Genomic DNA, 24241 nt, shown 5'->3' on the forward strand with positions numbered 1-24241 from the left:
GGGAACACCCGCAACGCCTCCCGGACCTGCGTCGTTGTGCGATCGCAGTGCCTGTCATTCTCGTTCCCGCCGCCGCGGCGGGTGCGGCGAGCGCCCCCGCGGCTCCTTCGTCGCCGCCCGACGGCCACATCCGTCTGCGAGGTCGCCCCATGAACCCCACCCGACTCCTCGGTACGGGACCGGCCGGCCTCGCCGCCGGGCTGGTGCTCGTCGCGGCGGGTACGGCGAGTTCGGCCGGACCCGCCGCGCACGCGCTGCCGGTGCCCGTGGTGCAGGTCTGCACCGGGTTCCAGAGCGAAACCTTCACGCCGGGGTTGAACGCGACGCCGCGTCAGGTCGCCGGTGAAGGCACCGGCGAGCTGACCTCCTGTCTGCCCTTCGGCGACTCGCTGCCCGCTTCGGGTCGCCTGACCTCGACGATGTCGGGGGTGATGACCTGCAACGGCGGCACTCGCACCCGGAAGACGACCATCACCTGGGACGACGGCGGCAGCAGCACCCTCGAGGAGTCCGGCGGTGTCGAAAGCCCGGTCGGCGGGGGGCGGGCGGCGGTCTTCAAGGGGAGGATCCTCTCCGGACGCTTCGCCGGCGCCACGACGGTCACCACCCGAACCCTGTCGCCACTGCCCAAGCCACAGTGCGCGACCGAGGCGGGTCTCACCGAGGCCGGGGGTCCGTTGACGGTGGAGATCGCGCACGTGTCCTGAGTGCGCGGTGGGTTTCGGACGTTCGTGCTCGACCTCCCGACGGAAAGCGAGGAACGCGTATCCGGGTCGCGCGCCGGCTGCCACGATGAGGCGACAGCACGGCTGCCCCCACGACGAGGAGGTCATCCGGTGAGTGATGTCCAGCCCCGACCGGCCGACGGCAACGGACCGGGCGACGCCGCCGATCCGGACGGCCGCGCCTCGGCGGCGTATCTGATCGACGAGGCGCCGGCCTACCTGTACCCGGCCGCGCTTCGAGCGGCCGCCGTCGTCGGGGTGGCCGACCACCTGGCGGACGGCCCGCGCACCCCGGCCGAGTTGGCCGGCCCCACCGGCACCGACCCGGCGTACCTCCACCGGGTCCTGCGCCTGCTGGCCACTCGCGGCCTGTTCGCCGAGGACGGCACCGGGGCCTTCCGGCTCACCGCCGCCGGCAGCGCGCTGCGCAGCGACGCCCCGCTGTCCGTGCGGTCCGCCGTCCTGATGATCACCGACCGCACCATGTGGCTGCCGGCCGGCGAAATGGACCGCTGCCTGCGCGAGGGCGGGTCGGCCTTCGACGCGATCTTCGGGATGCCGTTCTTCGACCACTTCGCCCGAGACGCCGCCGCGGCCGCCGTCTTCCACGACGGCATGGCGGCCATGTCCGAGCCGGAGGACCAGCCCATCGCCGACGAGTACGACTTCCCCGAGCACGGCGTGGTGGTCGACGTCGGCGGCGGCCACGGCGGTCTGCTCCGCGCTGTCCTGCGCGGCCGGCCCGTGCTGCACGGCGTGCTCTACGACCGGGCACACGTGCTGGCCGGCCACCGCCTGGACTCCCCGGACCTCGCGGGGCGTTGGCGGCTTGCCGAGGGTGACTTCTTCGCCTCCGTGCCCGACGGAGGCGACGTCTACATGATGAAGCGGATCACCCACGACTGGGACGACGAGCACTGCGTGGCCCTGCTGCGCAACTGCCGCCGCGCGATGGTCCCCGGCGGCCGGATCCTGGTCGTCGACGCCGTCGTCCCGCCCGGCGACGCCCGGCACCAGGCCAAGGCACTGGACCTGATGATGATGGCCTCCCTGGCCGGACGGGAGCGCACCGCCGCGGATTTCGCGGCCCTGTTCGCCGAGGCCGGCCTGCGGCTGAACCGCATCCTCGACACTCCGACGGTGCTGTCCGTCGTGGAGGCCGTGGCCACCGACTGAGCAGCGGCGTGCCGGGACGGCTTCCGGGGCGAGCCCGCCCTCCGACCTGCCGGGTTTTTGCCGCGGTGGGAGCCGAGCCCCGCGCCGGCAACACGCGCAGCGCCACGCCCGCGCGCCCATGACCGGCCCGCCCGCGTGTTCGTGCGCGAGCGGGCCGAACCGTACGGCGGGAACGCTCTCGTCGGGGGCCGGTAGCCTGCCGGAGTGAGCAAGCAGGTGCGGGCCGAAAGCCCGGTGGAATGGAGGACGGCGATGTCCCGTCGTTATGACTGCTCCACGGCGTCCGGGCGTTCCGCCGGGCTCGACGAGGCCGCTGCGGCGGTGGGCCGGGGCGAACTGGTGGTACTGCCCACGGACACCGTGTACGGCGTCGGGGCCGATGCCTTCGACCGAAAGGCGGTGAGCAGTCTGCTGGAGGCCAAGGGCCGGGGGCGGGCCATGCCCTCGCCGGTGCTGGTCGCATCCGCGGACGCCCTGCGGGACCTGGTCACCGACTTTCCCGCGCCGGGCCGGGCGCTGGTGGAGGCGTTCTGGCCGGGTGGGCTGACCCTGATCCTGCGGCACCGGCCGTCGCTGGACTGGGATCTGGGGGAGACGCACGGCACGGTGGCGGTCCGGATGCCGGCCCATCCGGTGGCCCTGGACCTGCTGGCCCGAACCGGCCCGATGGCGGTCTCCAGCGCCAACCTGACGGGCTGGCCGTCCCCACAGGACTGTGCTGCCGCCCAAGGCATGCTCGGCGACTCGATCGCCGTCTACCTGGACGCAGGGCCCACCGAAGCCGGCGTCGCCTCCGCGATCGTGGACCTGACCGCCGCGACTCCCGTGCTGAAGCGCGCGGGGGCGATCGACGTCCTGCGCCTGCGCGAGGTGGTGCCCGACCTGCGGGAGGACGGGTGACCGGATCCCGCGCCGACCGAGCGCACCATCGGCGCAGCCCGCCCGGCGACGGGTTCGCTCGTCGAGGGCGGGTGCCGGTGGCCGACCGGGTGCAAGCAACTCCATCCCCACCGGTCGGGTCCCGGTGCCCGACCGGGGCCGGAGGAATCCTGCCGCCGTCGCCCGTCTTCGGCGGGCCCCGATGCCGTGCTGAACGAGGCTTGGCTAATCTGCGGTCATGCCCGACATCGCGCCACCGACTCCGTCCGAAGCCGCCGAACTGTTGATGGCCGGCAACCGACGCTTCGTCGCCGGCACCCCACAACACCCGAACCAAGACGCCGCGCGCCGTGCGCAGACCGCGCCCGGCCAGCGCCCCTTCGCCGTGCTCTTCGGCTGCTCCGACTCACGCCTGGCCGCCGAGATCATCTTCGACCGGGGGCTGGGCGACCTGTTCGTCGTCCGCACCGCGGGCCATGTGGCGGGGCCGGAGGTGCTCGGCAGCATCGAGTACGGCGTGAGCGTGTTGGACTGCCCGCTGGTCGTGGTCCTGGGCCACGACTCGTGCGGCGCCATCGCGGCCGCCCGTGCCGCACTGACCGACGGCGTCGCGGCCACCGGTTACGTGCGCGACGTCATCGAACGCGTCACTCCCAGCCTCCTGGCCGCCCGCGCAGCCGGGCTCACCCAGGACGACGACATCCTCGCCGAGCACATACGGCACAGCGTCGACCTCCTGCTGGACCGCTCTCGGGTGCTCGCCGACCAGGTCGCCGCCGGACGAACGGCCGTGCTCGGCCTGTCCTACCGGCTTGCCGACGGCAGCGCCCGACTCGTCACGGCCCGCGGCCTACCGGCCGAGGCGTCGCCCCCGGACTCCGGCGCCTGAACCGCGACCGGCTTCGGCGACGGGGCCGGGGCCGGGAGCAACGCCGGCACCTGCCACGTGGCCCGGTGACCCCACGCGCCCCCGGCGACCCTCTACCGGCGAAGAGGCCGTGTGCTCACGCCTGCCCGGCGTGAGCGACGGCTTCCGGAGTTCCGCAGGGTGCTCAGCGGCCGGTCAGCAGGACGATCTGGTTCCCGCCGACCGCAGTGGTCTCGGCGTGCGCCAGCAGGCCGGCGAGCGCGGCCGAGCCCGCCGCGGTGGGGTGGACTCCGTGGTGTCCCAGCAGGGCCTGGGCGGCGAGCAGTTCGTCGTCGTCCGCGGTGTGCGCCGCGCCGCCCGAGTCGGCTATCGCGGCCAGGGCCTCGGGGCCGTGCAGGGCGTGCCAGTTGACCAGGAATTCGTTGTGCTCCGTCGGGACGACGTCCTGGCTCGGCAGCGTGCGGTAGGGCCCCGGCCAGCTCGTCCGATCGGGTTGTTGCCGGGGGAGCCGACGGCCTGGATGGTCACCGGCCAGGCCAGGAGGCGGGCTCGGCGGTGGGCGGCGACGATCGTCGTGCCGTTGCCGACCGGGATCCAGAGAGCGGCCGGGGCGCCGCCCAGTTCTCGGTGCAGAGCCTGGACGACATGTCCGTGGCCCTCCATGACGGCGTCCGTGCAGGGGCCGTCGACATCGCCGTCCAGGGCCCCCAACGTGTGGGCCAGGCGGTGGGATTCGTCGACGGCGTCCTCGTAACCGCCGGGCACGAGACGGATGTCGGCCCCGGCGGTCGCGGCGGCGGCGCCGCCGTCGCTCCATTCGGCGGGCAGCACCACGGTGCACCGCAGGCCCGCCGCCGCGCACGCGGTCGCCATCGCCCGCCCGTAGCTGCCGCACGATCCCACGACGATCCGGTCGTGTCCTTCGGCGAGGGCGCGGGCCACGACCGCGCGGGCGGCGGGTTCCTTGTGACTGCCGGACGCGTGACGGATCTCGTCCTTGAGGAAGACGCGGACGCCCGGCACGAGGCCGTCCGCGACGACCAAGGGGGTCGGGTACGGATCGCTGGGCGCGACTGAAATCGGAGGCAACACGGAGGTGTCTTCCTTCACCGGGTGCGAGCGGAGAGCAGTTCGTCGGCCTCGCGCTGCAAATCGTCGCGCGTGCCGATCTCGGCGGGCGGGATGGCGTCGGGCAGTTCGTCCTCGATCAGCCTCAGCCGGGCGTTGAACCAGCCGCGGACGGACCAGGCCAGTTGCAGCAGTCCGCTGAGGACGATCAGCAGGGCGAGGCCGCGTCCGGGGCCTTCGGATTCGAGCAGTGGCTGGACGAAACGTTCGGCCAGGGGCCCGACCACGAGGTAGCTCAGCGGCATCGTCAGCATCATCAGGGTGATGAACAGGGACAGGACGCGGCCTTGCAGTTCGAACCCGACCTTGCTCTGCACGATCGCGATCCAATGGCCTTCGGCGAGGGATTCGCCGAACCCCACGAGGAACATTCCGACGATGATCAGGACCGGGACGGTGGAGATCCCGACCAGGATCATCGCGAAACTGCCGATGCCCATCGAGATGAGCATTCCGTGACTGCGCCGGGCGGTACCGCCCCACAGGCCCATCAGGACGCTGCCGAAGATCCCGCCGACGCCGGCGGCACCCAGCGCCAGACCCAGCACCGAGGCCGACTGCTCCGCCAGCAACATCGGTGTGATGACGGCGAAGCCCAGGGTGTAGAAGACGTGGTCGACGACAAAGAACCGGAGTGCGGCGCGCAGGCCCGGCCGGCGGGTGATGTAGCGCCAGCCGTTGCGGATCTCCGCGCCGAAGGTTTCCTCACGCACGCGGAACAGCATGTTCGGGAAGCGGACGAGAAGCAGCGTGAGTGCCCCGATCGCGAAGGTGCCGGTGTCGACGAGGAGCACGCCGTCGATGCCGATCGGGTCGATCAGCGCGGCACCGAGCATGGGGGAGAACACCAGTCCGACGCCGACGCCGAGTTGCCCGATTCCGGCGGCGTGGCCGAGATAGCGCTTGGGTACGAGCTGCGCGACCGCCGCGAGGTAGGCCGGCCGCTGCAACGCTCCGGCCACCGACGTCACCGACACGACCAGATAGACGTGCCACAGATGCAGGCCGTCGCTCTGCATGAGGACGACCAGGGCCGCCATCGAGAGTCCGGCCGTGGTGTCGCTCGCCAGCATCACCTTGCGGCGGTCCCACCGGTCGGCGACGGCCCCGGCGACCGGCCCCACCAGGATGCCGGGGAGCAGCCCGATCGCGCTCACCACCGCGAAGGAGGTGAGCGAGCCGGTGCGGTCGAGCACCCAGATGCTCAGTACCAGTGTGCTCAGCCCGCTGCCCATCATCGACAGGAGTTGGCCCAACGCGACCACCGCGAACCTGCGCAGATCGGGCGCCGCCCCCGGCGCCGGGCTGCGTACCTCGGCGGGCGGCTGTGCGGGCGGTGGAGCGGTCGCCGCGGTCGGCGAAGTCGGCGACTGCGCGGCGCGGGAGGCGACGTCGGCCACCAACGCCTCCGCAAGCGGCTCGGCGTGGCTCTTGAGGAAGAAGTGCCCCGCGCGCGGCAGCACGACGAGGCCCAGGTCGCCTTCGGTGAAGTGCCGCCATTCCCGGTGGCGTTCCTGATAGTGCTCGGTGACCCGGTCGCGGGCGCCGACGACCGTGAGCACCGGAACCTTCAGCGGGGCGTACGGCTGCCGGTAGGCGGCGGTGAAGTATTCCTCGGCGTCGCGGGCGTCGTGCCTGACGTTGCGGAGTACGAACGCCTCCTGCTCGTCGTCGTCCAGATCGGTGAAACCGCCGCGCGCGCGGAGGTAGGCCAGGTATTCACGGTCGGAGGTGAAGCGGTCCACCGGCACGTGCCGGTAGATCCAGTCGAAGAATCGTCCGGGCAGCCGGGCGGTCGGGAATCCCGCCCCGAGCGCGACCCCGGCCAACGGCACGCCCGCCGCCTCGGCGCGCCGTGCCACTTCCACGGTGAGCGCGACGCCGAGACAGTGCCCGTAGAGGAGGACCGGGCCGTCGATCGTTCGCATTTCCTCGACGATGCGGTCGGAGACGACGCCGATCGGCTCCGGTTCCTCGTCCGGCCTGGACCGGTCGTGGCCCGGCAACTCCACCGCCCGCAGCGCCCAGTTCGCCGGAAGCGCGTCGGCGAGCGGCTGATAGGCGACGGCGCTGCCACCGGAGTAGGGCACCGCGACGACGGTGTGCCCGCCGGTCGCCGGGTCGGCGTCGGCGGTGAGTCGTTGCAGCAGCCGCTGATCGACGGGCCCGGCCTCCGACCGCGCGTCGAGATGGGCGGCCAGTCGCCGGATGGTGGCGTACTGGTAGAACTCGACCAGCCTGGGAGCCGGTTCGATGCGACGGACGACCCGCAGAGCCGAGAACGAGTCGCCGCCGAGGGCGAAGAAGTTGTCGTCGATGCCGGGTTCGGGGATCTGGAGAACCTCCGCCCAGATCGCCGCGATCCGCTTCTCGGCGTCGGTCCGGGCGGGTGTCGTGGCGGATGCGGGCCCGGGCCCGGCCGGGGCGGGCAGTGCGCGCCGGTCCAGTTTTCCGTTCGGCGTCAACGGGAGCGCGGGCAGCGTGAGGATACGGGTGGGAACCATGTGCGCGGGCAGACCCGCGGCGAGTATCTCGCGGTAGGCGGCCTCGTCGGCATCCGCCCCGTCGCGGGTCACCACGTAGCCGATGAGCCGGCTGATGCCGCCGGGCGACCCGTGCGCGGCCACGGCGCACGCCGCCACCTGCTCCAGGGTGCCGAGACGGGCCTCGATCTCGCCGAGTTCGATCCGGTACCCGTTGATCTTGACCTGGTCGTCGAGCCTGCCGAGGAAGTCGACGGTGCCGTCGAGGTGGAACCGGGCCGAGTCGCCGGTGCGGTACATCCGGGCGCCGGGTGCGGTGACGAACGGATCGCACACGAAGCGCTCGGCGGTCGGCTCGGGCCGGTCGTGATAGCCGGGTGCGACGCCGAGCCCGCCCAGATACAGCTCGCCGACCACGCCCGCGGGAACCGGCCGGCGGTGCGCGTCGAGGATATAGACCCGGTTGTTCGGGAAGGGCCGTCCGATCGGCAACGGCGCGTCGTCGGCGAGGCGTTCGACCGAACCTTCGAAAAGCACGTTGTCGACGGTGACCTCGGTGACACCGTACGAATTGACGACGCGGTTGTCCGGGCCGACCAGGCGTTGCGCCAGCTTGTATTCCCTGACGTGCCACTTCTCGCCGCCGCCGATCAGCAGGCGGACGAACGACAGGTCCGCCCCGCTGCTCTCGGTGTGGTCGAGGAGCGCGCGCAGCACCGCGGGCACGAGTTCGGTGCAGGAGACGTTCTCGGTCTTCATCAGTGCGTGGAGATCGGCGGGGTCGAGCAGTGTCTCGCCGGGGCCCGTGCCGGGGCCCGCGCCTGCCCCCGCCCCCGGGCCCGCGCCCGTGCCCGCGCTCGCCGGGCCGAGCCGGCGGGGACTGCCGGCCAACGACAGGGATCGGCCGGTAACTGGGCGGGCGGGCGGCGAGACGGTCCTGGTCGCCGTACCGCCCGACATCGACCTGCTCCGGGTCCGGCAGCCGACCGTCGCCCGTGACTGGCGCCTGGCCCTTCGGGACACCCTGGGCACCCTGTTGGCGGACGGCGCCCGGCTGGTCGACTTCGACCGGGCGGCGTGCGGTTACGTTCTGACTCGAGGCGAGGGACGATGAGGGTCGAGCGCGTCCGCCTTCGGCGCATCTCGCTGCCGCTGGTCACTCCCTTCCGCACGTCCCTGGGAATCGAATACGAGCGCTCGGCGCTGGTGGTGCAGGTGTCCACAGCGGACGCCGAGGGATGGGGCGAGTGCGTCGCCGGGGCCGACCCCGACTATTCCTCGGAATACGTCGAGGGGGCCGAAGACGTCCTCCTGCGGCATCTGGTGCCCCTACTGCTGTCCGCCGAGTCCGTGACCGCCCATACCCTCACGCCGCTGGTTGCCGGGGTCAAAGGCCATCGCATGGCGAAGGCCGCACTCGAAATGGCGGTCCTGGACGCCGAACTGCGGTCCTGTGGCATGTCGTTCGCGACCGCTCTGGGCGCAGTCGCCGACCGCGTCCCCAGCGGGGTATCGGTCGGAATCATGGACTCGGTGCCGGAGCTGATCGACGCCGTGGCGGGCTACCTGGCGCAGGGCTACCGACGGATCAAGCTCAAGATCGAACCCGGCTGGGACATCGTGCCGGTACACGCGGTCCGTGAGCGCTTCGGTGACGACACACTCCTGCAGGTCGACGCGAACGGCGCCTACACGCGTGCCGACACTCGGCACCTCGCCCGACTCGACGCCTTCGACCTGCTCCTGATCGAGCAACCGCTCGACGAAGAGGACCTGCTCGGACACGCCGCACTCGCGCGGAGCCTGCGCACTCCGATCTGTCTCGACGAATCCGTGGTTTCGGCCCGCTCCGCCGCCGCCGCCATCGCGCTGGGCGCCTGCCACATCGTCAATGTCAAACCCGGGCGCGTCGGCGGCTACCTCGAGGCCCGTCGGATCCACGACGTCTGCGCTGCCTCCGGCATTCCGGTGTGGTGCGGTGGAATGCTCGAAACCGGGCTGGGCCGGGCCGGGAACGCGGCGCTGGCCGCGCTGCCGAACTTCACGCTGCCGGGGGACATTTCGGCCTCGGACCGATACTTCGCCACCGACATCACCCAGCCTTTCGTCCTGCGGGACGGGCACCTGGCGGTACCGGCGGGTCCCGGTCTCGGTGTCGAGCCGATCCCGGCGGTGCTGGACGAGGTCACCACGACGGTGAGCGAACTACGCCGAGGCTGACCGGCGGGGGGACGCCACCCGCGGAGGCGGTGAATTCCGGGGGTGGTGATCGGGGTGGGGCGGTGGCAGTGGGCGGCGAGTGGTCCGGGTGGGGTGGTGGGGTCAGATGCGGTTGCGGCGGTGGAGGCGGAGGGCCTTGAGCATGGCGACGGCGGCGGCGGTGGAGAGGGCGGCGCGGATGCCGTTCCAGATGTTCCAGGTGGTCTCGAAGTCGGCGCGGGTCTTGCCGGGGTCGATGGTGCCGGCGTGGGCGAGTGCCTGGTTGAGGGGGACGTTGATGCCGGAGGTGGTCAGCACGGTGGTGGTGTAGAGGGCGAGGGCGGTCAGGGTCCAGCGCATGACGGTGGCGGTGTTCGCGTGCCTGCGCAGTTTCCAGGCGGCGATGGCGGGTGCGGCCAGGGCGGCGGTGAAGACGGTGAAGAACAGGGGGTTCTCGATGCCGGTGTTGATCCGTTGCATGGTGTGCACGAAGTCGGCGTCGTCCTTGGTGCCCAGCAGTGGCATCACGACGGTGGAGAAGGCGACGTAGGTGCCGGCCATCAGGGTGTTGGCCGCTGCGCCGGCGGTGAGCCAGCGGCCGACGGTGTCCCGGGTGGCGGCGAGCGAACGGGCGGGGGCGGCGAGCGTGTGGTCGACGGCGGCCATGATGAACTCCCTTGAGAATGAAGGTTGTTGATCGGGATCGGCTCGCGGTCTCCGCGTTGTTCTGCCGTCCCGTTCTTCGATGTCTCAAGACTGTCGTCCGCGCCGACTTCGAACAACGGCGGTTCGGGCAACCATGGTTAACCCCGGAGTTACCGATGAGCGCGGCCCGACGAGTGCACAGCGTTCTCGGCGCCTACGGTGCGGCCACGCCCGGCGCGTGGGGGTCGTGCCGGTGCTGTGGGCCGAGCACGCGCAACTCGTCCAGCACCGCGGTGCCACCGGGCGGAGGGGTGAAGATCCGCAGGCGTTGGTCCGCCGCGGGCGTCGCCAACACCTCGCAGTCCAGGTCGATTCTGCCCAGGTCGGGATGCACGAGCCGGTACGGGTGCGACCTGCGCACGGCAACCTCGTGCCGGTCCCACAGCGCCGTGAATTCCGGGCTCGCCGCCCGGAGCCGCGCCACAAGCGAGCGGGACGCCGCGTCGTCGCCGCGACGGGTCGTCGCGGCCCGCAGGTCGGCGACCAACTGCCGGGCCTGCTCCTCGCGATCCTCGACCGCGAAGTGAGCGCGGACGGCGGGGTCGGTGAACCAGCTCAGCACGATGTTGCGGTCCTCCTCGGCGACCGTGCACACGCACCCGAACAGCGCGAGCGCCAGGTCGTTCTGCGCCAACAGGTCGCCCAGATCGCTCACCACCTGCACGGGCACGCCGTCCAGGCGGTCGAGGAGGTACCGCAAGGCCGGCCGCAGGTATTCCCCGGCCCGCGCGCCCTCCGGCGGGCGATGTCCGGCGAGCAGGTAGAGGTGGTCCCGCTCGTCCTCGGTCAGCCGCAGCGCGCCCGCCAGCGCGGCAAGCACCTGGACCGAGGGCTGGGGGCCGCGAGCCTGTTCGAGCCGCATGCAGTAGTCGGGCGACATCCCGGCGAGCATCGCGACCTCCTCGCGACGCAGACCCGGGGTCCGCCGCCGCGGCCCTTCGACGAGCCCGACGTCGCGCGGCGTCAGCCGCTCCCGGGATCGGCGCAGGAAATCGGCGAGGTCGGGACGGTTGAGTGTCATGTCCTGCTCAGGATATCGGTGTCGTGAAAGCGCATCCTGGGACCGCCGATCCTAGGGGAGGCGCTCCGCTTTTGCGGTGCCGGCGGTGGCGGCACGATCGGTACATGGTCCTCCGAGGCCTGTCCGACGAGAAGATCGGTGGTCGCACCATGAGGGAATCCGTACTGGAAGTTCCGGGCGCACGACTGCGCTACGCCGTCCGCGGCGAGGGCCCCTTGCTCCTGCTCGTCGCCGGGGGCCACCACGGTGTCGACGCGAACGAACCGCTCGCCCGCCACCTCGCCGACCGGTACACCGTCCTCACCTACGACCGGCGCGGCCTGTCCGGGAGCACCACCGACGCCCCCGCGACGACGCTCGCCACGCATGCCGACGACGTCTCCCACCTGCTCTCCGCCTTCACCCCCGACCCCGCACTCGTCTACGGCACCAGCATCGGCGCCCTGATCTCGCTGGAGCTGACCGTCAGGCATCCCGGGCAGGTCGCGGCGGTCGTCGCGCACGAACCGCCCGTCACGCACCTGCTGCCGGAACCCGGACGCACCCTCGCCCTCGGGCAACTGCTCGCCGTCGAGGAGACCTTCAGGGCGGAGGGAGCGGCCCCGGCGATGCGCAGGTTCGCGGCCGACATCGACATCGACCCGAGCGACTGTGAGCCGGACGTCCCGACGCGCGCTCCGGGGCCCGACCACGTGCGGAACGCGGAGGTCCTCCTCACGCACGACATGCCGGCCATCAGGGCGCACGTCCTCGACGTGACCGCGCTCAAGGGCTCACCCGCCCGTGTCGTGCCCGCCGCCGGTGAGAACTCGGGCCACGTCTGGCCGCACACGTGCGCCGCGATGCTCGCCGGCGAACTGGGCACACGCCTGGAGACATTTCCCGGCGGCCACAACGGATACGTCTTCCGCCCGCGCGGAACCGCGGAACGAATCCGCACGGTGCTCGACTCCTGACCCACGACGCGGCCCGGCGCAGGAGGTGGACCGCAGCTTCGGTGAGCGGTTCATGTCGATGGTGGGGTCGTCGGTCCAGGCCCGCCCGTTCCAGGTCCCGGCGGTTCCAGGCGCAGGTGGGCTTCGATGGGGATGCCCGTGTGTGGTCGGCGGCGGCGATCGCAGGTTCGTCGTAGCGGTCCCGGGCGGCCCGGCGGTCCCGGTCAGGTCAGGTGTCCGCTGATCCGGGAGACGTGGCCTGCGCTCGCGACGACGACGAATCGGTGGCCGAGCGCGGTGGGTTCGGCGTCGAGGTGCAGGACGCCCTCGGTGCCGGTTGCCAGGACGGGCCCGCCGTCGATGATCCCGGTCCAGGTGCGGGGGAGGGTGTCGCCGTCGATGGGCCAGTCGTACAGGTCGGCCGTGATCTCGATGTCCCCGCGGCCGGGAACGGTGACGTGGCCGTGCGCCGAGGTGATCTCCATCATTCGAGTGTGCGTCGGCCGGCCCGGTCCCGCCGGCGGCGGAACGACTACCCGGGCGGGTCGGTCGGTTGGCCGGCGAGGGCGGCCAGGGCGGCCTTCTTGAGGGCGTCACGGTCCTCGGCGCTCGCGGCGCCGGCGTCCTCGCGGGCGGCGATCAGCGCCCGCATGGCGTTCATTCGCGCGGCCCTGGCCCGCTCCAGCGCCTGGGCGTCGCCGGTGTCCGCGATCCGCAGACATTCCAGGTGGGCCAGCTCGAACGCGAGTTGGTGGTCGAGCAGGGGGCGCAGGCGCTCGGGCAATGCTTCGGCCATGCGTTCGACCCTACGGACGACATGTGGTCGGTCGTCGCGACGCCCCGGCAAGGCGGCCGAATTCGCCCGGACGGAGCACTCGGGCCACCTCGGTCGCCGGCTGTCCCGTCTCGATTGATCCGGTCTGCGAGTAACACGGTGTTGCCTCAGTTGACCCGGTCTGTCCCTTCCGTTATCGCGGCGGGGACTGCTCCACCGCCCCTGGACCAGCGAAACGGCCGCACCGGGAAGGCCCGTGTCCGCTCTTCAGGCGTCAGGTCGTCGAGATGTTGCCTGGGCCCCGCGATTGCGCGAGTGGGCCGGGGTCGGGGGCGGTCGCGCGCAGGGCGAGGAGTTCCGGTGCGAGGACGGCGATACTGCGGCGCGTGACCTCGATCAAACCGTCGTGGCTCAACCGGGCGAGCACGCGGTTGACCGTCACCCGGGTCGTCCCGAGCAGGTCGGCCAAGTCCTGTTGGGTGCCCGGCAGTTCGACCCGGGCTTGGGCGGATGCCGCCGCTTGCGTCAACAGCCAGGTCGCCAGCCTCGCTTCGACGGGCAGGGTGGCGGCGTCGGCGAACCGCTCCTGTTGATGTCGGGCGTGCTCGGCGAGCAGGCGCAAGACGTGCCGACGCACCGCCGGCACGTCGTCGACCAATTCCTCGAATCGGGTTCGAGGCAGGCTGCGTACGGAGCAGTGGGTGACCGCGGTGAGGGTCGCCGTGTGCCCGCCACCGTCGATCACGGCGACCTTGTCCAGCGCGCACGGCCCCGTCCAGTCGCCGAAGCGCACGGCCCGACCGCCGGCCGTGGTGGCGGCGGCGGACACCCGGCCGCGCAGCAGCACAAGGAGATGCTCGGCCGGATCGCCGGCATTGCGGATCACCTCTCCCGCGCGGTGGCGCCGCGGGAGCGAGCCGAACCACAGCGCGCGCAGCCGATCCTCGGGCAGTGTGGCGAACAGGGGCACGGTGGCCATGGCCCGCCATGGCGCCGATGTATCGGCCGATACTGAACTTCCCATCGGCAGACCGTACCGTCGCCCGCATGATGATCCTCGAACTGGCCTTCACCGCTTGCCCCGAACGGTTCGCCGCACGTGCCGCGCACCGGTCGTTCCTCGCCCGGCTGCACGAGCAGGGACGCCTGCTCGCGGCGGGTCCCTGGGCGGACGACTCGGGCGCGCTGCTGATATTCGATCTGGAGCGCCCGGAACTGGAGGGCATCCTGGACGCCGATCCGTACTACCGCACGCCGGGCGTGACGATCACCGGCATCCGGGAATGGGCACCGGTGGTCGGCCCGACGCGCTGACGGGCGCTCCGACAGCGACACCTACCTCCGCACCCACGACGGCAGCACACCGTGGGCACGAGCGTCCACCGCACCGCTCGCCGACGCCTACCTCGCCCATCACCCCTTCTCGGACGGGGTGTTCGGCACCTGACCCCCGGCGGCGCGCGGCCGCCGCCGAGGGGAACGCACCGACATCGACCTGCACTCTCCCCGCCACACGATGCCAAGCAGCGGCGCCGACGACGCGGCGGCCAATGGCGATCCAGCTGATCGGGTCCGGCACGGTTCTTGCCGGGGTGCGGTCACCAGCTGAGGCGGGCTGCCACCGGTCGGTGGTCGCTTCCGGTGGCCGGCAGCACCCATGCGCTCTGCGGCTGCACGCCCCGGGTGAGGATCTGGTCGATCCGTACCATCGGGAACTTCGCCGGCCAGCTGAAGCCGAAGCCGTTGCCGGCCGCCTCCTGGGCCGAGTGCAGTTGCGAGGTGATGCCGTCGAGCGCACGGTCGTCCGTGGTGCCGTTCATGTCGCCGAGCAGCACCATCCGTTCGTTCTGCTCGGCGGCGACAGCCTTGGCGAGCGCCTTGGCGTTCCTGTTCCGGGTCCCCGTCCCGAAGCCTCCCCTGGGATTCACCCGTACGGATCCCAGATGGGCGACGTACACGGCCAGCGGCCCGTGCTCGGTGGCCACCGTGGCACGCAGCGCCCGGTTGTCGGCCGCCTTGCCGGCGGCCGGCTTGGAGTCGCCCAGCGGCCCGACGTCCTGCGCGATGTCGACCGGACGGATGTCCGACAGCGGCAACTTGCTCCACAGTCCGACGGTGCCCTGCACCGAGTGGTACGGGTAGGCCTTCGCCAGCTCCTTCTCGTACACCGGCTTCGCCTGCGTGCCGATCTCCTCGAGGGCCAGCAGGTTCGCACCGGAGCCGGCCAGATCGCGGGCGGTGCCGGTGGGGTCGGGGTTGTCGGCATCGACGTTGTGGCTGATCACGGTGAGGTCGCCGCCCGGGTGCGACTTGTCGGTGAGCAGCCCGCCGAAGAGGCTCACCCACGTCACGACCGGCAGCAGCAGAGCGACCACCGCGACGGCGGATCGGCGCCACAGGGCCCCGGCGAGCAGCACCGGGATGAACACGCCGAACCATGGCAGGAAGGCCTCCACCAGGCTGCCGATGTTCCAGATCCGGTTCGGTATCCGCGCGTGCAGGAGCAGGAGCAGGCCGAGGAGCAACGCCGTCGCCGTGAGCACCCGGCCGCGTTTCCACGGTCCCGGCCGGGACAGGCCGCCGATCGCCCGGTGGATGACCGAGCGCGTGTCGGTGGTTTCGGCGGGTCGGGTGGTTGCGGCCGTCTCGGCGCGCCCCTCCGCTTCGGTCTGCGCCGGCGCGGCCGATCGCGCGCCCGCGACGTCTTCTCTTGCTTCACTCACTGATCGAGTTCCTGAACTGTTTGGCCGAACGCGGTGCCGAGGCGGGCAGTCGAACGGTGATACGCAGGCCGCCGTCGGCGCGCGGGACGAGGGTGAGGGTTCCGTCGTGTACGTGGACGATGCGCTGGACGATGGCCAGGCCGAGGCCGACCCCGGCGTGGTCGTTGTGGATGCGCTCGGTGCCGCGCTGGAACGGTTCGGTGAGGGTCGGGATGGACTGCGGGGAGAGCTCCTCGCCGCTGTTCTCGACGGTGAGTACCGCGCTCCCGGACCGGACGCCGGTGCGGACCCACACGGCGCCCCGTTCGGGCAGGTTGTGCACGATGGCGTTGTGCACGAGGTTCGTCGTCATCTGCAGCAGCAGCGCCGGCGACCCGGAAGCCGTGGCAACGTCGCCGGAGGCGTCGATGGCGACCCCGTGCTTCTCGGCGAGCGGGAGCAGTGTCTCGACGGCCTCTTCCGTGAGCAGGGACAGGTCGACGGGCTCCTGGGTGAAGGCCTGCTTGTCGGCGCGGCTGAGCACGAGCAGCGCCTCGGTGAGGTCGATCGCCCGGGCGTTGACGACGCGGAGGCGCTCGACGAACGCGTCGATGTCGCGATGCGGATCGTTGCGGGCCACGTCGAGAAGGGCCTGCGTGGTCGCCAGCGGCGTGCGCAGTTCGTGCGAGGCGTTGGCGGCGAACCGCTGCTGCTCGGCGACGTGTGCTTCGAGCCGCTCCAGCATGGTGTCGAAGGCATCGGCGAGTTCGCGGAACTCGTCCCCGCGGCCCGGCAGCCGGATGCGGTGCGAGAGCGATCCGTTGGTGGCCATCCGGGTGGCGTCCGTGATGCGGGTCAGCGGAGCGAGCATGCGGCCGGCGAGGATCCATCCGCCCACAAGACCGAACACCAGCAGGAACGCCAGTACCGCTGCCGCCCTCGGAGCGAAAACGTCCAGAAGGGCGGACCGGATGGGGAAGACACCACCCTGCGGTCTGTCGTCGGGGTTGATGAGCATCGCGCGATCGGGGACGTAACTCAGGAGGAACACCCACACCGCCGCCATCAGCAGGGCGCCGGCCAGCATGAGGAATCCGGCGTAGCTGAGGGTGAGTTTGACGCGCACGCTCACACCGGGCTGCCGCCTATCCACGGCCTCGTTCCTCGCGTCCCGTGCCGGGTGCCGTGTCGATGTGGTGGCCGACGCCCGGCACGGCGGCGCTGATCCAGGGCTCGCCGAGATGCTGGCGCAGGGCCGGGACGGTGATTCGTACGGCGTTGGCGACCTCGTCACCGCCGGCCCCGGGAATATCCCGGTCGAGCACGGCGACGTCGTACGCACCGATGCTCGGCAGCTCCGGCGCGGCGCCGCCGTCGACTGCGCTGTCCGCCGCGATGGCTTCCGGGCGCAGGCCATCGCAGATGGTCTCGGCCATACGGGGCTCGTCCTCGACGATCAACACACGCATACTCCGAGGCTACGAGCCCGGGCATATCGTCGCCGTATCGAAAACCGCGCACGGGACGGCCACATGCCCCGGCCGTGAGCCGAGCCGCACGGGGACGACCGCCCGGGGCCGCCGCCGTGTGTTGTGGGTGCTCGGCGGCGCGAGGGGCGGTGTCGTGGCGAATCCCGCGAGATGGAGCGCTTGGTCAGGGCCAGGGCCCGGCGTTGGGAGCGACTCCGGGCGCCGGTCGGGCCGCCGTCGATGCGGCATCCGAATCCTCGTCGGCCGGCACGACGGTGGTACGTCGAGGGCGCGTGTAGAACGACCGTGGTGGGGACGGATACACCGCACGTTTGACGTGCTCTGCCGGCCCCGTGGATAGCGTCGTCCTGCCATTGCACAACCGACGACACACGGGAGATAAAACCATGAAACGACGCATAGCCACGGGGCTCGTCGCGGTGGCAGCCTTCGCGGCATGCTCCGGGACGGCCGTCGCCTCGGCGGCGCCCGCCGCGCCGTCCGGGCAGGTCAGCGTGCTGGGCAATTGCCCGGAGACGAGGAACGTGTCCATCAACGGCGCCGAAGCCCACTGGACCGTTTGGTGCTCGGGTGGCCGGGTCTACGTCGACGGCTACGTGAAGGACACCAAGGCCGACGGAAAGTGCGCCGAGGTCTACGGCAGCGTCGGCTCGGTGGCGGTCAACAGCGCCAACGCCTGCCCCAAGAACACCAAGAAGACGTTCGCTTGGAACGCGCCGGGTAGCAGCGTCGCCCTGTACCTGCGTCTGATCTGATCCACAGCGACCGTTCGTTCGGCCGGTGATCCGCCAAGAGGATCACCGGCCGGGCGACCGGGTCCGGCCGGACGCGGCCCGTTGTGCGACGCCGGTCTCACCACCGCTGCTCCGATCCGGTGAACAACCCCCGCCCGGGGTGATGCCCACCGCGCGGAATGTCCGACGAACCGTCCGACCCCGCGCCCGGCGTCCGCGACATGACGCACACCACCCACGAACAGCGCTCAGCCACACGCAGCCGCACACCGACCGAACCACGCGTCCGTCGAAGCCCTCCTGGACAAGGCGGTCTGCGGCTGACCCGACTTCCGCCGGCCACCGCTTGACGGGACACTGAGCGGGGCCGGTTCGTGCACCCCGCACGGTGCCCTTGCCGGCACCGACCCCCTGTCTGCCCCGACCCCTTGCCGGCCGAAAGCGCGGTTGATTTCCGATGCACGTGGTACCCGACGGGATCGACGAACTCATCGTGTCATTCCTGGGTGGCGACAACAGGGCCGGCGACAGGCTGGTGGCCGCGGGACCGGTGAGTCTGCGCCGTCTGATCGGCGCACTGGCGGGCCGGGTCGACCCGGGCTGGGACGCCCCGGGGGCAAAGGGGGAACGCTGCGGCCGGGAGGAGTTCGAGCACCTCGACCGGTTGCAGGGGCTTCTGGCCCGTGCGTTTCCCGAAACCCTGTTCGATGAGGTGGCGCACGATCGCACACTCGAATCGGCGGTCATGCGGATGCTCAAGTACGTCGAGGATCCGCGCGCGGTGCCCATTCTCGAACGCGGGCTGCATCCCGGTAGCGGAGTCCGCTGGTCGGCCCTGTGCGGTCTGGCCGTGCACGGCACCGCCGATCACACGGAGGCCGTTGTCGACTGCCTGGACGACGCGAGCGAACTGACGCGGTCCGAAGCGTTCGACGTACTCGGGCGACTGGGGGATATCCGCGCAATCGAACCCCTGCTGCGCAGGCTGAGCGCCGACGATGGTCACACGGCAAGACGCGCCGCGCAGGCGCTGGACCGCATCGAGCGACGCATCGGCGGACCACTGGCACCGCCGGTCTGGCTCGAACTGGGGCCGCAGGAACTGACCACAGGGGGTGCGCCTCCATTCGGCGGATCGTGGCGCGTGATGGAGGGCCTGGTGGAGCGCGGGCGGACGGTCCGCGACGGCGAGCTGCTGGCGGTCCTGGAGAACGACTACGTCTCGACCGAACTCACAGCTCCGGGGCCCGGCACGGTCACGGACGTTCGGATCTCGGTGGGCGACGAAGTGTCCGACGAGGTCGTGGCCGTCGTTCTCCAGGCCCGGCGCCGCATCGGGTAGTGACCACCGGCACTTTCCAGCCCCGAGAAACCCGGGCACGAGGTGCGGACGCCCGGTCGCCGTCCTGCTTTTCCGGACCGTGTCGGGGGTCGGGGGTGCGAGGTTCGGCCGTCGCCGACTACTCGTCTCCGCTGCCTCGTCCGGTTCCGGCCTGGCGCCGGTTGCGGACCACGAGCACCACGATCACGGCGATGACCGCGATCACGCCTGCCATGACGGCGGGGAGGACCCATGGGTTCTTGTCGGTGTCCGTGTCCTGTGCGTCGGGGATTGCCGATTCGGTGGGGGCCGAGGGGCTCGCCGGTGGGGGCTGTGCGGCCGAGGCGCCGTCGCTGCCGGGGGCGGGTGCCGGGCTCGGTGTCCAGGTGGGGGGCAGGCCGGGGACTTCGCCGCGGAAGCCGATCGAGAGGTAGGTCTCCTGGCTGCGGTCCCCGCCGCCGCCGACCTTGGTGGTGGCCACGGCGCAGCGGGTGCGCAGGCAGTCGACGGAGCCGAACGCGGCGCGTACGCGCAGCGCTCGGCCGAAGGAGCCGTCGGTGTCGACTCGGACGGGATCTACGCCGAGATCGGAGTCGCAAGCCTTGTCGGGCCCCTGGGCGGGGTCGCACGTTTTGAGGCGCACCTGGCTGCCGGGCCGGAAGCCGCGGCCGATCACGGTGATGCGGTCGCCGGCGGGATCCAGGTCGCCGGTGCGGTCGGCCGTCAGGGTCGGTCCTCCCTCGTTCGTCGGTGCGGGGGAGGCGTGCGCCGGTCCCGGTAGGCCGGCGAGCGTCCATGCCAGGGCGGGCGCGGCGAGGACGAGGGCCGCTCGACAGGGGCGGCCGGTGGGGGGCATGACCATGATCGTTCCCAATCGCTTCCGTATGTCGGCCCGCCCTTGGGCCTGCGGTGGTGGCGTGCGGTGTGGTGCCCGCCGAGTCGCCCCGGATTCGCGGGGCGCGGGAAGCGTTGATCGCTTCGGTGCTTGCCCTTACCCGGTCGGGTCGCGGTCATCCACGACTCGCGGGTGACCACCTCGGACGCAGCAACGGCGTGCGGGACGCTCCTCGACGCGCGCGCGATCGCGTACGCCCGAACGACAACATCCCAAGCCATCGCGGGCGGAACCGATTCGGGTCTCGCCGAGGCGCACATGCTGCGGAAGGGCCGGCGCGGTGTCGTCCGTCCGGATCCCGAACGGGGAGTCCTCGAGCACGGCCGCGACGGAGCCGCAGCACCGCCTGGTGTTGCGCGCCGACCACCGGCTCGGCTTCCGCCAGGCAGGTCGGCGTCTTGCGCCAGTGCACGCCGCCCACCGGGCAGCGGCCCCCGTCCGACGATCCGCATTCGGTTCGCCACTTGCGTCAACTCGCCTTCGTGGGCGCCCGGTTGTCGGGAAGAGGAGCGGGCGGCGCGCGGGCTCGGCGCGGGCGCGCGGGGGGTTGTTGACAGAATGTGCCGCGTCGAACACATTCGTTGACCGTCGACTTGGGAGCGTGTGAGCGTTTCGTACGCTCGGGCACGAACCCGGCGCACGCGATGGTCGGTCCCGCTCAGCCCGCGGAGCCGACGAGAACCGGACTCGTGGTCGAGGTCTTTCCCCTATCCAAGGAGCCTCGATGAAACGCAGCACGGTGACGGTCGGGTCGGTCCTGGCCTTACTCGCCGGCCTCGTGGTCGGTACCTCCCAGTCGAACGCGGCGACTCCGCCGCCCGCGCCCGGTTTGGCGGCGGCGGTGTCCGCCGCCGACAAGGCCGCCGCGAGCGGCCAGGACGTCCTGGCCAAGGGCCCCGACGAGAGCTACGTGCGGCAGCAGGTGACCCCGTGGGTCGACAACCTGTACTCCGTGGCCTACGAGCGCACCTACCGCGGGCTGCCCGTGGTCGGCGCGAGCGCCGCGGTGCTGGCCGACGGCAACGGCACCGTCCGGGCCGCCGAGTCGGCCACCGATCTGCGGATCGACGTCCCCGTCAAGCCGACCGTCGGCAAGGGCGCGGCCGAGAACGTCTCGCGGTCGCGACTCAAGGTCGTCGACAAGGTCGAGTCGCGACGCCTGGTCGTACGAGTCCGGGAGAGTTCCGCGAACCTGGCCTGGGAGACCGTGCTGATCGGCAGCACCGAGACCGCGCCCAGTCGGCTGCACGTCTTCGTCGACGCCCGTTCGGGGCAGGTGCTCGACTCCTACGACGACGTCAAGGGCGGCACCGGCACCAGCCAGTGGAACGGTCCCAACCCGCTGACGATCAACACCAGCGGCAGCGCCGGCAACTACAAGATGATCGACACCACCCGGCCCGGCCTGTCCTGCGCCGACTACAGCGGCGGCGTCTTCACCAAGGCCACCGACACCTGGGGCAACGGCAACGCCACCAACAAGGAGACCGGCTGCGTCGACGCCATGTGGGCGGCGCAGAAGGAATGGAACATGCTCCGCGACTGGCTCGGTCGCAACGGGCACAACGGCAACGGCGGAAGCTGGCCGGTACGGGTCGGGCTCCCGGCGATCAACGCCTACTGGACCGGTTCGCAGATCCAGATCGGCCACAACCAGAGCAACCAGTGGATCGCGTCCATGGACGTCGTGGGCCACGAATTCGGGCACGGCATAGACCAGTTCACCCCCGGCGGCGCCGGCGCCGAGGCCGGCCTGGGCGAAGGCACCGGCGACATCTTCGGCGCGCTCACCGAGGCCTACACCAACGAGCCCTCGCCCTACGACCGCCCGGACTACCTGGTCGGCGAGACGGTCAACCTGGTCGGCAACGGCCCGATCCGCAACATGTACAACCCCTCGCAGGTCGGCAACAACCCGAACTGCTACAGCTCCTCGATCCCGGGCACCGAGACCCACGCGGCGGCCGGACCCCTGAACCACTGGTTCTACCTGCTCGCCGAGGGCACGAACCCCGGTGGCGGCAAGCCCAGCAGCCCGACCTGCAACAACACGCGACTCACCGGCGCCGGAATCCAGACCGCGGGCAAGATCTTCTACGGCGGCATGCTGCTCAAGACGAGCGGCATGACCTACAAGAAGTACCGCACCGCGACCCTGAAGTCCGCCAAGGCGCTCGACTCCACCTGCGGCCTGTTCAACAAGACCAAGGCCGCCTGGGACGCGGTGAGCGTGCCGGCCCAGGTCGGTGACCCGACCTGCCCGTGATGCCGAACGCACCGCGATAGACGTCCGACGCTCGTCCTGCGACGAGGCCGCGGCCACCCGCCGCGGCCTCGTTCGCGGCGTCGGGAGGCGGACCGAACTCGTCGAAGCATCAGCCCACTTCGGCTCGCCCGGCTCGGGTACGACCTCGCGGTCGGCGATCGCGTAGAGGTGCTCGATGCGGGCCCGAAGACCCGCACGAGTCCGAATCGGTGCCGCGCGCTCCGTGGCCCGGCCGGCGCCGGAGCGGCGATCGACCGAGCCATCGGGCCCGACTCCGGCGGATCAGCCGGACCGGCCCGGACTCACCCGGACCGGCCCCGACTTGGTGGCGAGTTCGCTTCCGCGCGAGCGGTCAGCGCGCGTCGGCGCGGCGCAGGGATGTGGGCAGGAAACCGCCGCCGTCGACCTCGAACGCGTAGCCTCGGGTGAAGTAGGGGACGTTGCTGTCCATGAAGGTGATCACATCGATCCGCTTCATCAACTCCTCCTCCGCCGCGGTCCATTCGGCGCAGCCCGCGGTGTCCGACTTGGCCATGGCGAGCGCGGTCAGGCGCTCGTACTCCGGGTTCTGTACGGAACCGAAGTTGAGGCCCGCGGGCGGCTTGGTCCCGGAGTAGAACGGGAGCATCTGGTCGGGCGTGCTCAACGACAGCGGCGCCCACGCCACGTCCCACTGGCCGGTCATCAACGTGGACACCTTCGTCGCCGGCGTGGTCGGCTGGAGGGTCACCTTCACGCCGAACGAATTCCACTGCTTGACGGCCAGCTCGGCCGCCGCGACGACCTGGGTGCCGGACAGGCCCGGGTAGGGCACGGTGATGGACAGTTGCCGCCCGTCCTTGGTCCAGTACCCACCGGACTTCTTCCACCCGGCGGTGCGCAGCAACTCGGCGGCGCCGTCCACGTCGTGCGTCGGCAGGTTGGCGGTGACCGAGTCGGTCGGACACGGCGGGGACATCGCGGTGCCCAGCCGGGTCGGCAGCCTACCCTTGCCGCCGGTGGCGACCGCGCCGAGCTGCCGGAGGTCGATCGCCGTGACCAGTGCCCGACGCACCTGCGGATCGGCGGTGACCCGGTTCGGGTCCTCGTTGAACAACAACTGGCCGAGCGGGTCCTGCATGGCCGTGGACTTGATCCCGGCCGCGGCCAGCCGGGACCGGTCGGGGCCGACCACCGTCGTGACGTCCAACTGGCCGCCCAGGAGCAGATTGGTCCGGGTGGACTCGTTGCCGATCACCTTGAAGACCACCCGGTCCGGGGTGCGGGCGTTGTCCACGCCGTCGGGACCCCAGGTGTAGCCCTGCCGCTTGGTGAAGGTGAAGTGGTCGCCCGGTACCGCCTCGGTCAGCCGGTAGGGCCCGGTGCCGTCCGAGGCATGGTCCAGCCTGCCCTGCGCGCGCATGCCGGAGGGGCACACCAGTTGCAGCGTCGCGGCATTGCGCAGCAGGAAGGGAGTGGGCTCCGGCGTCTTGAACGTCAAGGTGCCGGCGGCGTCGTCGGCGGAGACGGTGAGGCCGGTGGGCACGATCATGCCGAGCATGGGCGACGCGTTGGCCGGCTCGGCGATGTACGCGTACTGCGCCGCGATCGCGGAGGCGGTCAACGGCGTGCCGTCGTCGCACGTCACGCCGCGCTTGAGGGTGAAGCTCGCGGTGGTCGCATCGGACGTCCACTTCTCGGCGACACCGGAGACGATGCGCCCGTCGGGCTGGATGTTGAGGAGCCCGTCGTAGGAGAAGCGGTTCAGCATGAACGCGCTCGCGTTCAGCGCGGTGAGCGGATTCAGGCCACCGGGATCGGCGGCGACCCCGACGGTCAGCGTATCGCCGTCGCCGGCGGCGCCACCCCCACCGCTCCCACCGCATCCGGCGGCGAGCAGACCCAGGACGAGGGTCCCCACGACCCCACGCGAGACGCGTCTCATCGTGCGCCTCCCGGG

The 24241-nt window shown here is 71.5% G+C and carries 21 protein-coding genes and 2 pseudogenes; 11 read left to right on the top strand and 12 right to left on the bottom strand.

All coding sequences use genetic code 11. The features are described 5' to 3' along the window. Window positions 1-149: 149 nt before the first annotated feature. The 4 genes from ACZOOI_RS42430 (at window position 150) to ACZOOI_RS42445 (ending at window position 3669) form a co-directional block, all read left to right on the top strand. Complete coding sequence (locus ACZOOI_RS42430; RefSeq protein ID WP_465282162.1) at window positions 150-707, top strand: hypothetical protein; 558 nt, start codon at window positions 150-152, stop codon at window positions 705-707. A gap of 129 nt (window positions 708-836) precedes the next feature. Further along, entirely contained in the window at window positions 837-1901 is a 1065-nt protein-coding gene (locus tag ACZOOI_RS42435; protein WP_465282163.1) for a methyltransferase, read from the top strand. A 252-nt stretch (window positions 1902-2153) separates the two neighbouring features. Then, entirely contained in the window at window positions 2154-2801 is a 648-nt protein-coding gene (locus tag ACZOOI_RS42440) for an L-threonylcarbamoyladenylate synthase (RefSeq protein ID WP_465282164.1), read from the top strand. Between the two features lie 217 nt (window positions 2802-3018). Further along, complete coding sequence (locus tag ACZOOI_RS42445) at window positions 3019-3669, top strand: carbonic anhydrase (RefSeq protein ID WP_465282165.1); 651 nt, start codon at window positions 3019-3021, stop codon at window positions 3667-3669. A gap of 345 nt (window positions 3670-4014) precedes the next feature. Here ACZOOI_RS42445 and ACZOOI_RS42450 read toward each other — a convergent pair whose 3' ends face one another. Then, window positions 4015-4740 carry a pyridoxal-phosphate dependent enzyme gene (locus ACZOOI_RS42450; protein ID WP_465282166.1) on the bottom strand — a complete coding sequence of 242 codons (726 nt, stop codon included), beginning with the start codon at window positions 4738-4740 and terminating at the stop codon, window positions 4015-4017. Window positions 4741-4754: 14 nt separating this feature from the next. Further along, window positions 4755-8219 (bottom strand): MFS transporter, encoded by a 3465-nt coding sequence (locus tag ACZOOI_RS42455; protein WP_465282167.1) that lies wholly within the window; start codon window positions 8217-8219, stop codon window positions 4755-4757. On the opposite strand from ACZOOI_RS42455, the gene ACZOOI_RS42460 reads away from it, so the two are divergent. Then, window positions 8107-8373 carry a hypothetical protein gene (locus ACZOOI_RS42460; RefSeq protein WP_465284212.1) on the top strand — a complete coding sequence of 89 codons (267 nt, stop codon included), beginning with the start codon at window positions 8107-8109 and terminating at the stop codon, window positions 8371-8373. The two genes, ACZOOI_RS42455 and ACZOOI_RS42460, sit on opposite strands and share 113 nt — an antisense overlap. Next, on the top strand, window positions 8370-9479 hold the full coding sequence (gene menC / locus ACZOOI_RS42465) for an o-succinylbenzoate synthase (RefSeq protein ID WP_465282168.1): 1110 nt from the start codon (window positions 8370-8372) through the stop codon (window positions 9477-9479). Before ACZOOI_RS42460 ends, menC begins: the two co-directional genes overlap by 4 nt. A gap of 102 nt (window positions 9480-9581) precedes the next feature. On the opposite strand, the gene ACZOOI_RS42470 is transcribed toward menC, so the two are convergent. Both ACZOOI_RS42470 and ACZOOI_RS42475 read right to left on the bottom strand, forming a co-directional pair. Beyond that, window positions 9582-10124, bottom strand: coding sequence for an anthrone oxygenase family protein (locus ACZOOI_RS42470; RefSeq protein ID WP_465282169.1), 543 nt, complete (start codon window positions 10122-10124; stop codon window positions 9582-9584). A gap of 193 nt (window positions 10125-10317) precedes the next feature. Then, the gene (locus tag ACZOOI_RS42475) at window positions 10318-11184 is read right to left on the bottom strand and encodes a helix-turn-helix transcriptional regulator (protein ID WP_465282170.1); all 867 of its coding nucleotides are present in this window, start codon (window positions 11182-11184) and stop codon (window positions 10318-10320) included. Window positions 11185-11288: 104 nt separating this feature from the next. On the opposite strand from ACZOOI_RS42475, the gene ACZOOI_RS42480 reads away from it, so the two are divergent. Continuing rightward, on the top strand, window positions 11289-12140 hold the full coding sequence (locus tag ACZOOI_RS42480) for an alpha/beta fold hydrolase (protein WP_465282171.1): 852 nt from the start codon (window positions 11289-11291) through the stop codon (window positions 12138-12140). Between the two features lie 203 nt (window positions 12141-12343). On the opposite strand, the gene ACZOOI_RS42485 is transcribed toward ACZOOI_RS42480, so the two are convergent. From ACZOOI_RS42485 to ACZOOI_RS42495, 3 genes are all read right to left on the bottom strand, one after another. Continuing rightward, window positions 12344-12604: a hypothetical protein gene (locus ACZOOI_RS42485; protein ID WP_465282172.1), complete on the bottom strand. Its 261-nt coding sequence runs from the start codon at window positions 12602-12604 to the stop codon at window positions 12344-12346. 47 nt (window positions 12605-12651) lie between these two features. Continuing rightward, window positions 12652-12915 carry a hypothetical protein gene (locus ACZOOI_RS42490; RefSeq protein WP_465282173.1) on the bottom strand — a complete coding sequence of 88 codons (264 nt, stop codon included), beginning with the start codon at window positions 12913-12915 and terminating at the stop codon, window positions 12652-12654. Window positions 12916-13168: 253 nt separating this feature from the next. Continuing rightward, window positions 13169-13918 carry a Crp/Fnr family transcriptional regulator gene (locus tag ACZOOI_RS42495; RefSeq protein ID WP_465282174.1) on the bottom strand — a complete coding sequence of 250 codons (750 nt, stop codon included), beginning with the start codon at window positions 13916-13918 and terminating at the stop codon, window positions 13169-13171. 23 nt (window positions 13919-13941) lie between these two features. Here ACZOOI_RS42495 and ACZOOI_RS42500 point away from each other — a divergent pair, with 23 nt between their 5' ends. After that, window positions 13942-14208: a YciI family protein gene (locus tag ACZOOI_RS42500; RefSeq protein ID WP_465282175.1), complete on the top strand. Its 267-nt coding sequence runs from the start codon at window positions 13942-13944 to the stop codon at window positions 14206-14208. A gap of 284 nt (window positions 14209-14492) precedes the next feature. On the opposite strand, the gene ACZOOI_RS42505 is transcribed toward ACZOOI_RS42500, so the two are convergent. The 3 genes and pseudogenes from ACZOOI_RS42505 to ACZOOI_RS42515 all read right to left on the bottom strand — a co-directional run. Next, window positions 14493-15479, bottom strand: a complete 987-nt coding sequence (locus ACZOOI_RS42505) for an endonuclease/exonuclease/phosphatase family protein (RefSeq protein WP_465284161.1) — start codon at window positions 15477-15479, stop codon at window positions 14493-14495. A gap of 130 nt (window positions 15480-15609) precedes the next feature. Next, the gene (locus ACZOOI_RS42510) at window positions 15610-16728 is read right to left on the bottom strand and encodes a sensor histidine kinase (RefSeq protein WP_465284162.1); all 1119 of its coding nucleotides are present in this window, start codon (window positions 16726-16728) and stop codon (window positions 15610-15612) included. 139 nt (window positions 16729-16867) lie between these two features. Next, window positions 16868-17065, bottom strand: a pseudogene (locus tag ACZOOI_RS42515) (response regulator); the annotation flags it as partial. Window positions 17066-17472: 407 nt separating this feature from the next. On the opposite strand from ACZOOI_RS42515, the gene ACZOOI_RS42520 reads away from it, so the two are divergent. Both ACZOOI_RS42520 and ACZOOI_RS42525 read left to right on the top strand, forming a co-directional pair. Continuing rightward, entirely contained in the window at window positions 17473-17841 is a 369-nt protein-coding gene (locus ACZOOI_RS42520; protein WP_391589577.1) for a hypothetical protein, read from the top strand. A 436-nt stretch (window positions 17842-18277) separates the two neighbouring features. Next, window positions 18278-19162, top strand: coding sequence for a HEAT repeat domain-containing protein (locus ACZOOI_RS42525; RefSeq protein ID WP_465282176.1), 885 nt, complete (start codon window positions 18278-18280; stop codon window positions 19160-19162). A 118-nt stretch (window positions 19163-19280) separates the two neighbouring features. Here ACZOOI_RS42525 and ACZOOI_RS42530 read toward each other — a convergent pair whose 3' ends face one another. Beyond that, a complete protein-coding gene (locus tag ACZOOI_RS42530; protein ID WP_465282177.1) occupies window positions 19281-19997 on the bottom strand; it encodes a neocarzinostatin apoprotein domain-containing protein in 717 nt (238 codons plus the stop codon). A gap of 763 nt (window positions 19998-20760) precedes the next feature. Between ACZOOI_RS42530 and ACZOOI_RS42535 the strand changes: the two are divergent. Continuing rightward, window positions 20761-22296: pseudogene (locus tag ACZOOI_RS42535) on the top strand (M4 family metallopeptidase); the annotation flags it as partial. A gap of 358 nt (window positions 22297-22654) precedes the next feature. On the opposite strand, the gene ACZOOI_RS42540 reads toward ACZOOI_RS42535, so the two are convergent. Further along, window positions 22655-24202 (bottom strand): ABC transporter substrate-binding protein, encoded by a 1548-nt coding sequence (locus ACZOOI_RS42540; RefSeq protein ID WP_465282178.1) that lies wholly within the window; start codon window positions 24200-24202, stop codon window positions 22655-22657. Window positions 24203-24241: the final 39 nt, after the last annotated feature.

The sequence above is a fragment of the Embleya sp. L77 genome (assembly GCF_055557415.1).

Coding starts and splice junctions, on each gene's coding strand:
- ACZOOI_RS42430 (WP_465282162.1), top strand. CDS start 150: ATGAACCCCACCCGACTCCTCGGTACGGGACCGGCCGGCCTCGCCGCC.
- ACZOOI_RS42440 (WP_465282164.1), top strand. CDS start 2,154: ATGTCCCGTCGTTATGACTGCTCCACGGCGTCCGGGCGTTCCGCCGGG.
- ACZOOI_RS42445 (WP_465282165.1), top strand. CDS start 3,019: ATGCCCGACATCGCGCCACCGACTCCGTCCGAAGCCGCCGAACTGTTG.
- ACZOOI_RS42455 (WP_465282167.1), bottom strand. CDS start 8,219: ATGTCGGGCGGTACGGCGACCAGGACCGTCTCGCCGCCCGCCCGCCCA.
- menC (WP_465282168.1), top strand. CDS start 8,370: ATGAGGGTCGAGCGCGTCCGCCTTCGGCGCATCTCGCTGCCGCTGGTC.
- ACZOOI_RS42470 (WP_465282169.1), bottom strand. CDS start 10,124: ATGGCCGCCGTCGACCACACGCTCGCCGCCCCCGCCCGTTCGCTCGCC.
- ACZOOI_RS42475 (WP_465282170.1), bottom strand. CDS start 11,184: ATGACACTCAACCGTCCCGACCTCGCCGATTTCCTGCGCCGATCCCGG.
- ACZOOI_RS42480 (WP_465282171.1), top strand. CDS start 11,289: ATGGTCCTCCGAGGCCTGTCCGACGAGAAGATCGGTGGTCGCACCATG.
- ACZOOI_RS42485 (WP_465282172.1), bottom strand. CDS start 12,604: ATGGAGATCACCTCGGCGCACGGCCACGTCACCGTTCCCGGCCGCGGG.
- ACZOOI_RS42490 (WP_465282173.1), bottom strand. CDS start 12,915: ATGGCCGAAGCATTGCCCGAGCGCCTGCGCCCCCTGCTCGACCACCAA.
- ACZOOI_RS42495 (WP_465282174.1), bottom strand. CDS start 13,918: ATGGGAAGTTCAGTATCGGCCGATACATCGGCGCCATGGCGGGCCATG.
- ACZOOI_RS42500 (WP_465282175.1), top strand. CDS start 13,942: ATGATGATCCTCGAACTGGCCTTCACCGCTTGCCCCGAACGGTTCGCC.
- ACZOOI_RS42520 (WP_391589577.1), top strand. CDS start 17,473: ATGAAACGACGCATAGCCACGGGGCTCGTCGCGGTGGCAGCCTTCGCG.
- ACZOOI_RS42525 (WP_465282176.1), top strand. CDS start 18,278: ATGCACGTGGTACCCGACGGGATCGACGAACTCATCGTGTCATTCCTG.
- ACZOOI_RS42530 (WP_465282177.1), bottom strand. CDS start 19,997: ATGCCCCCCACCGGCCGCCCCTGTCGAGCGGCCCTCGTCCTCGCCGCG.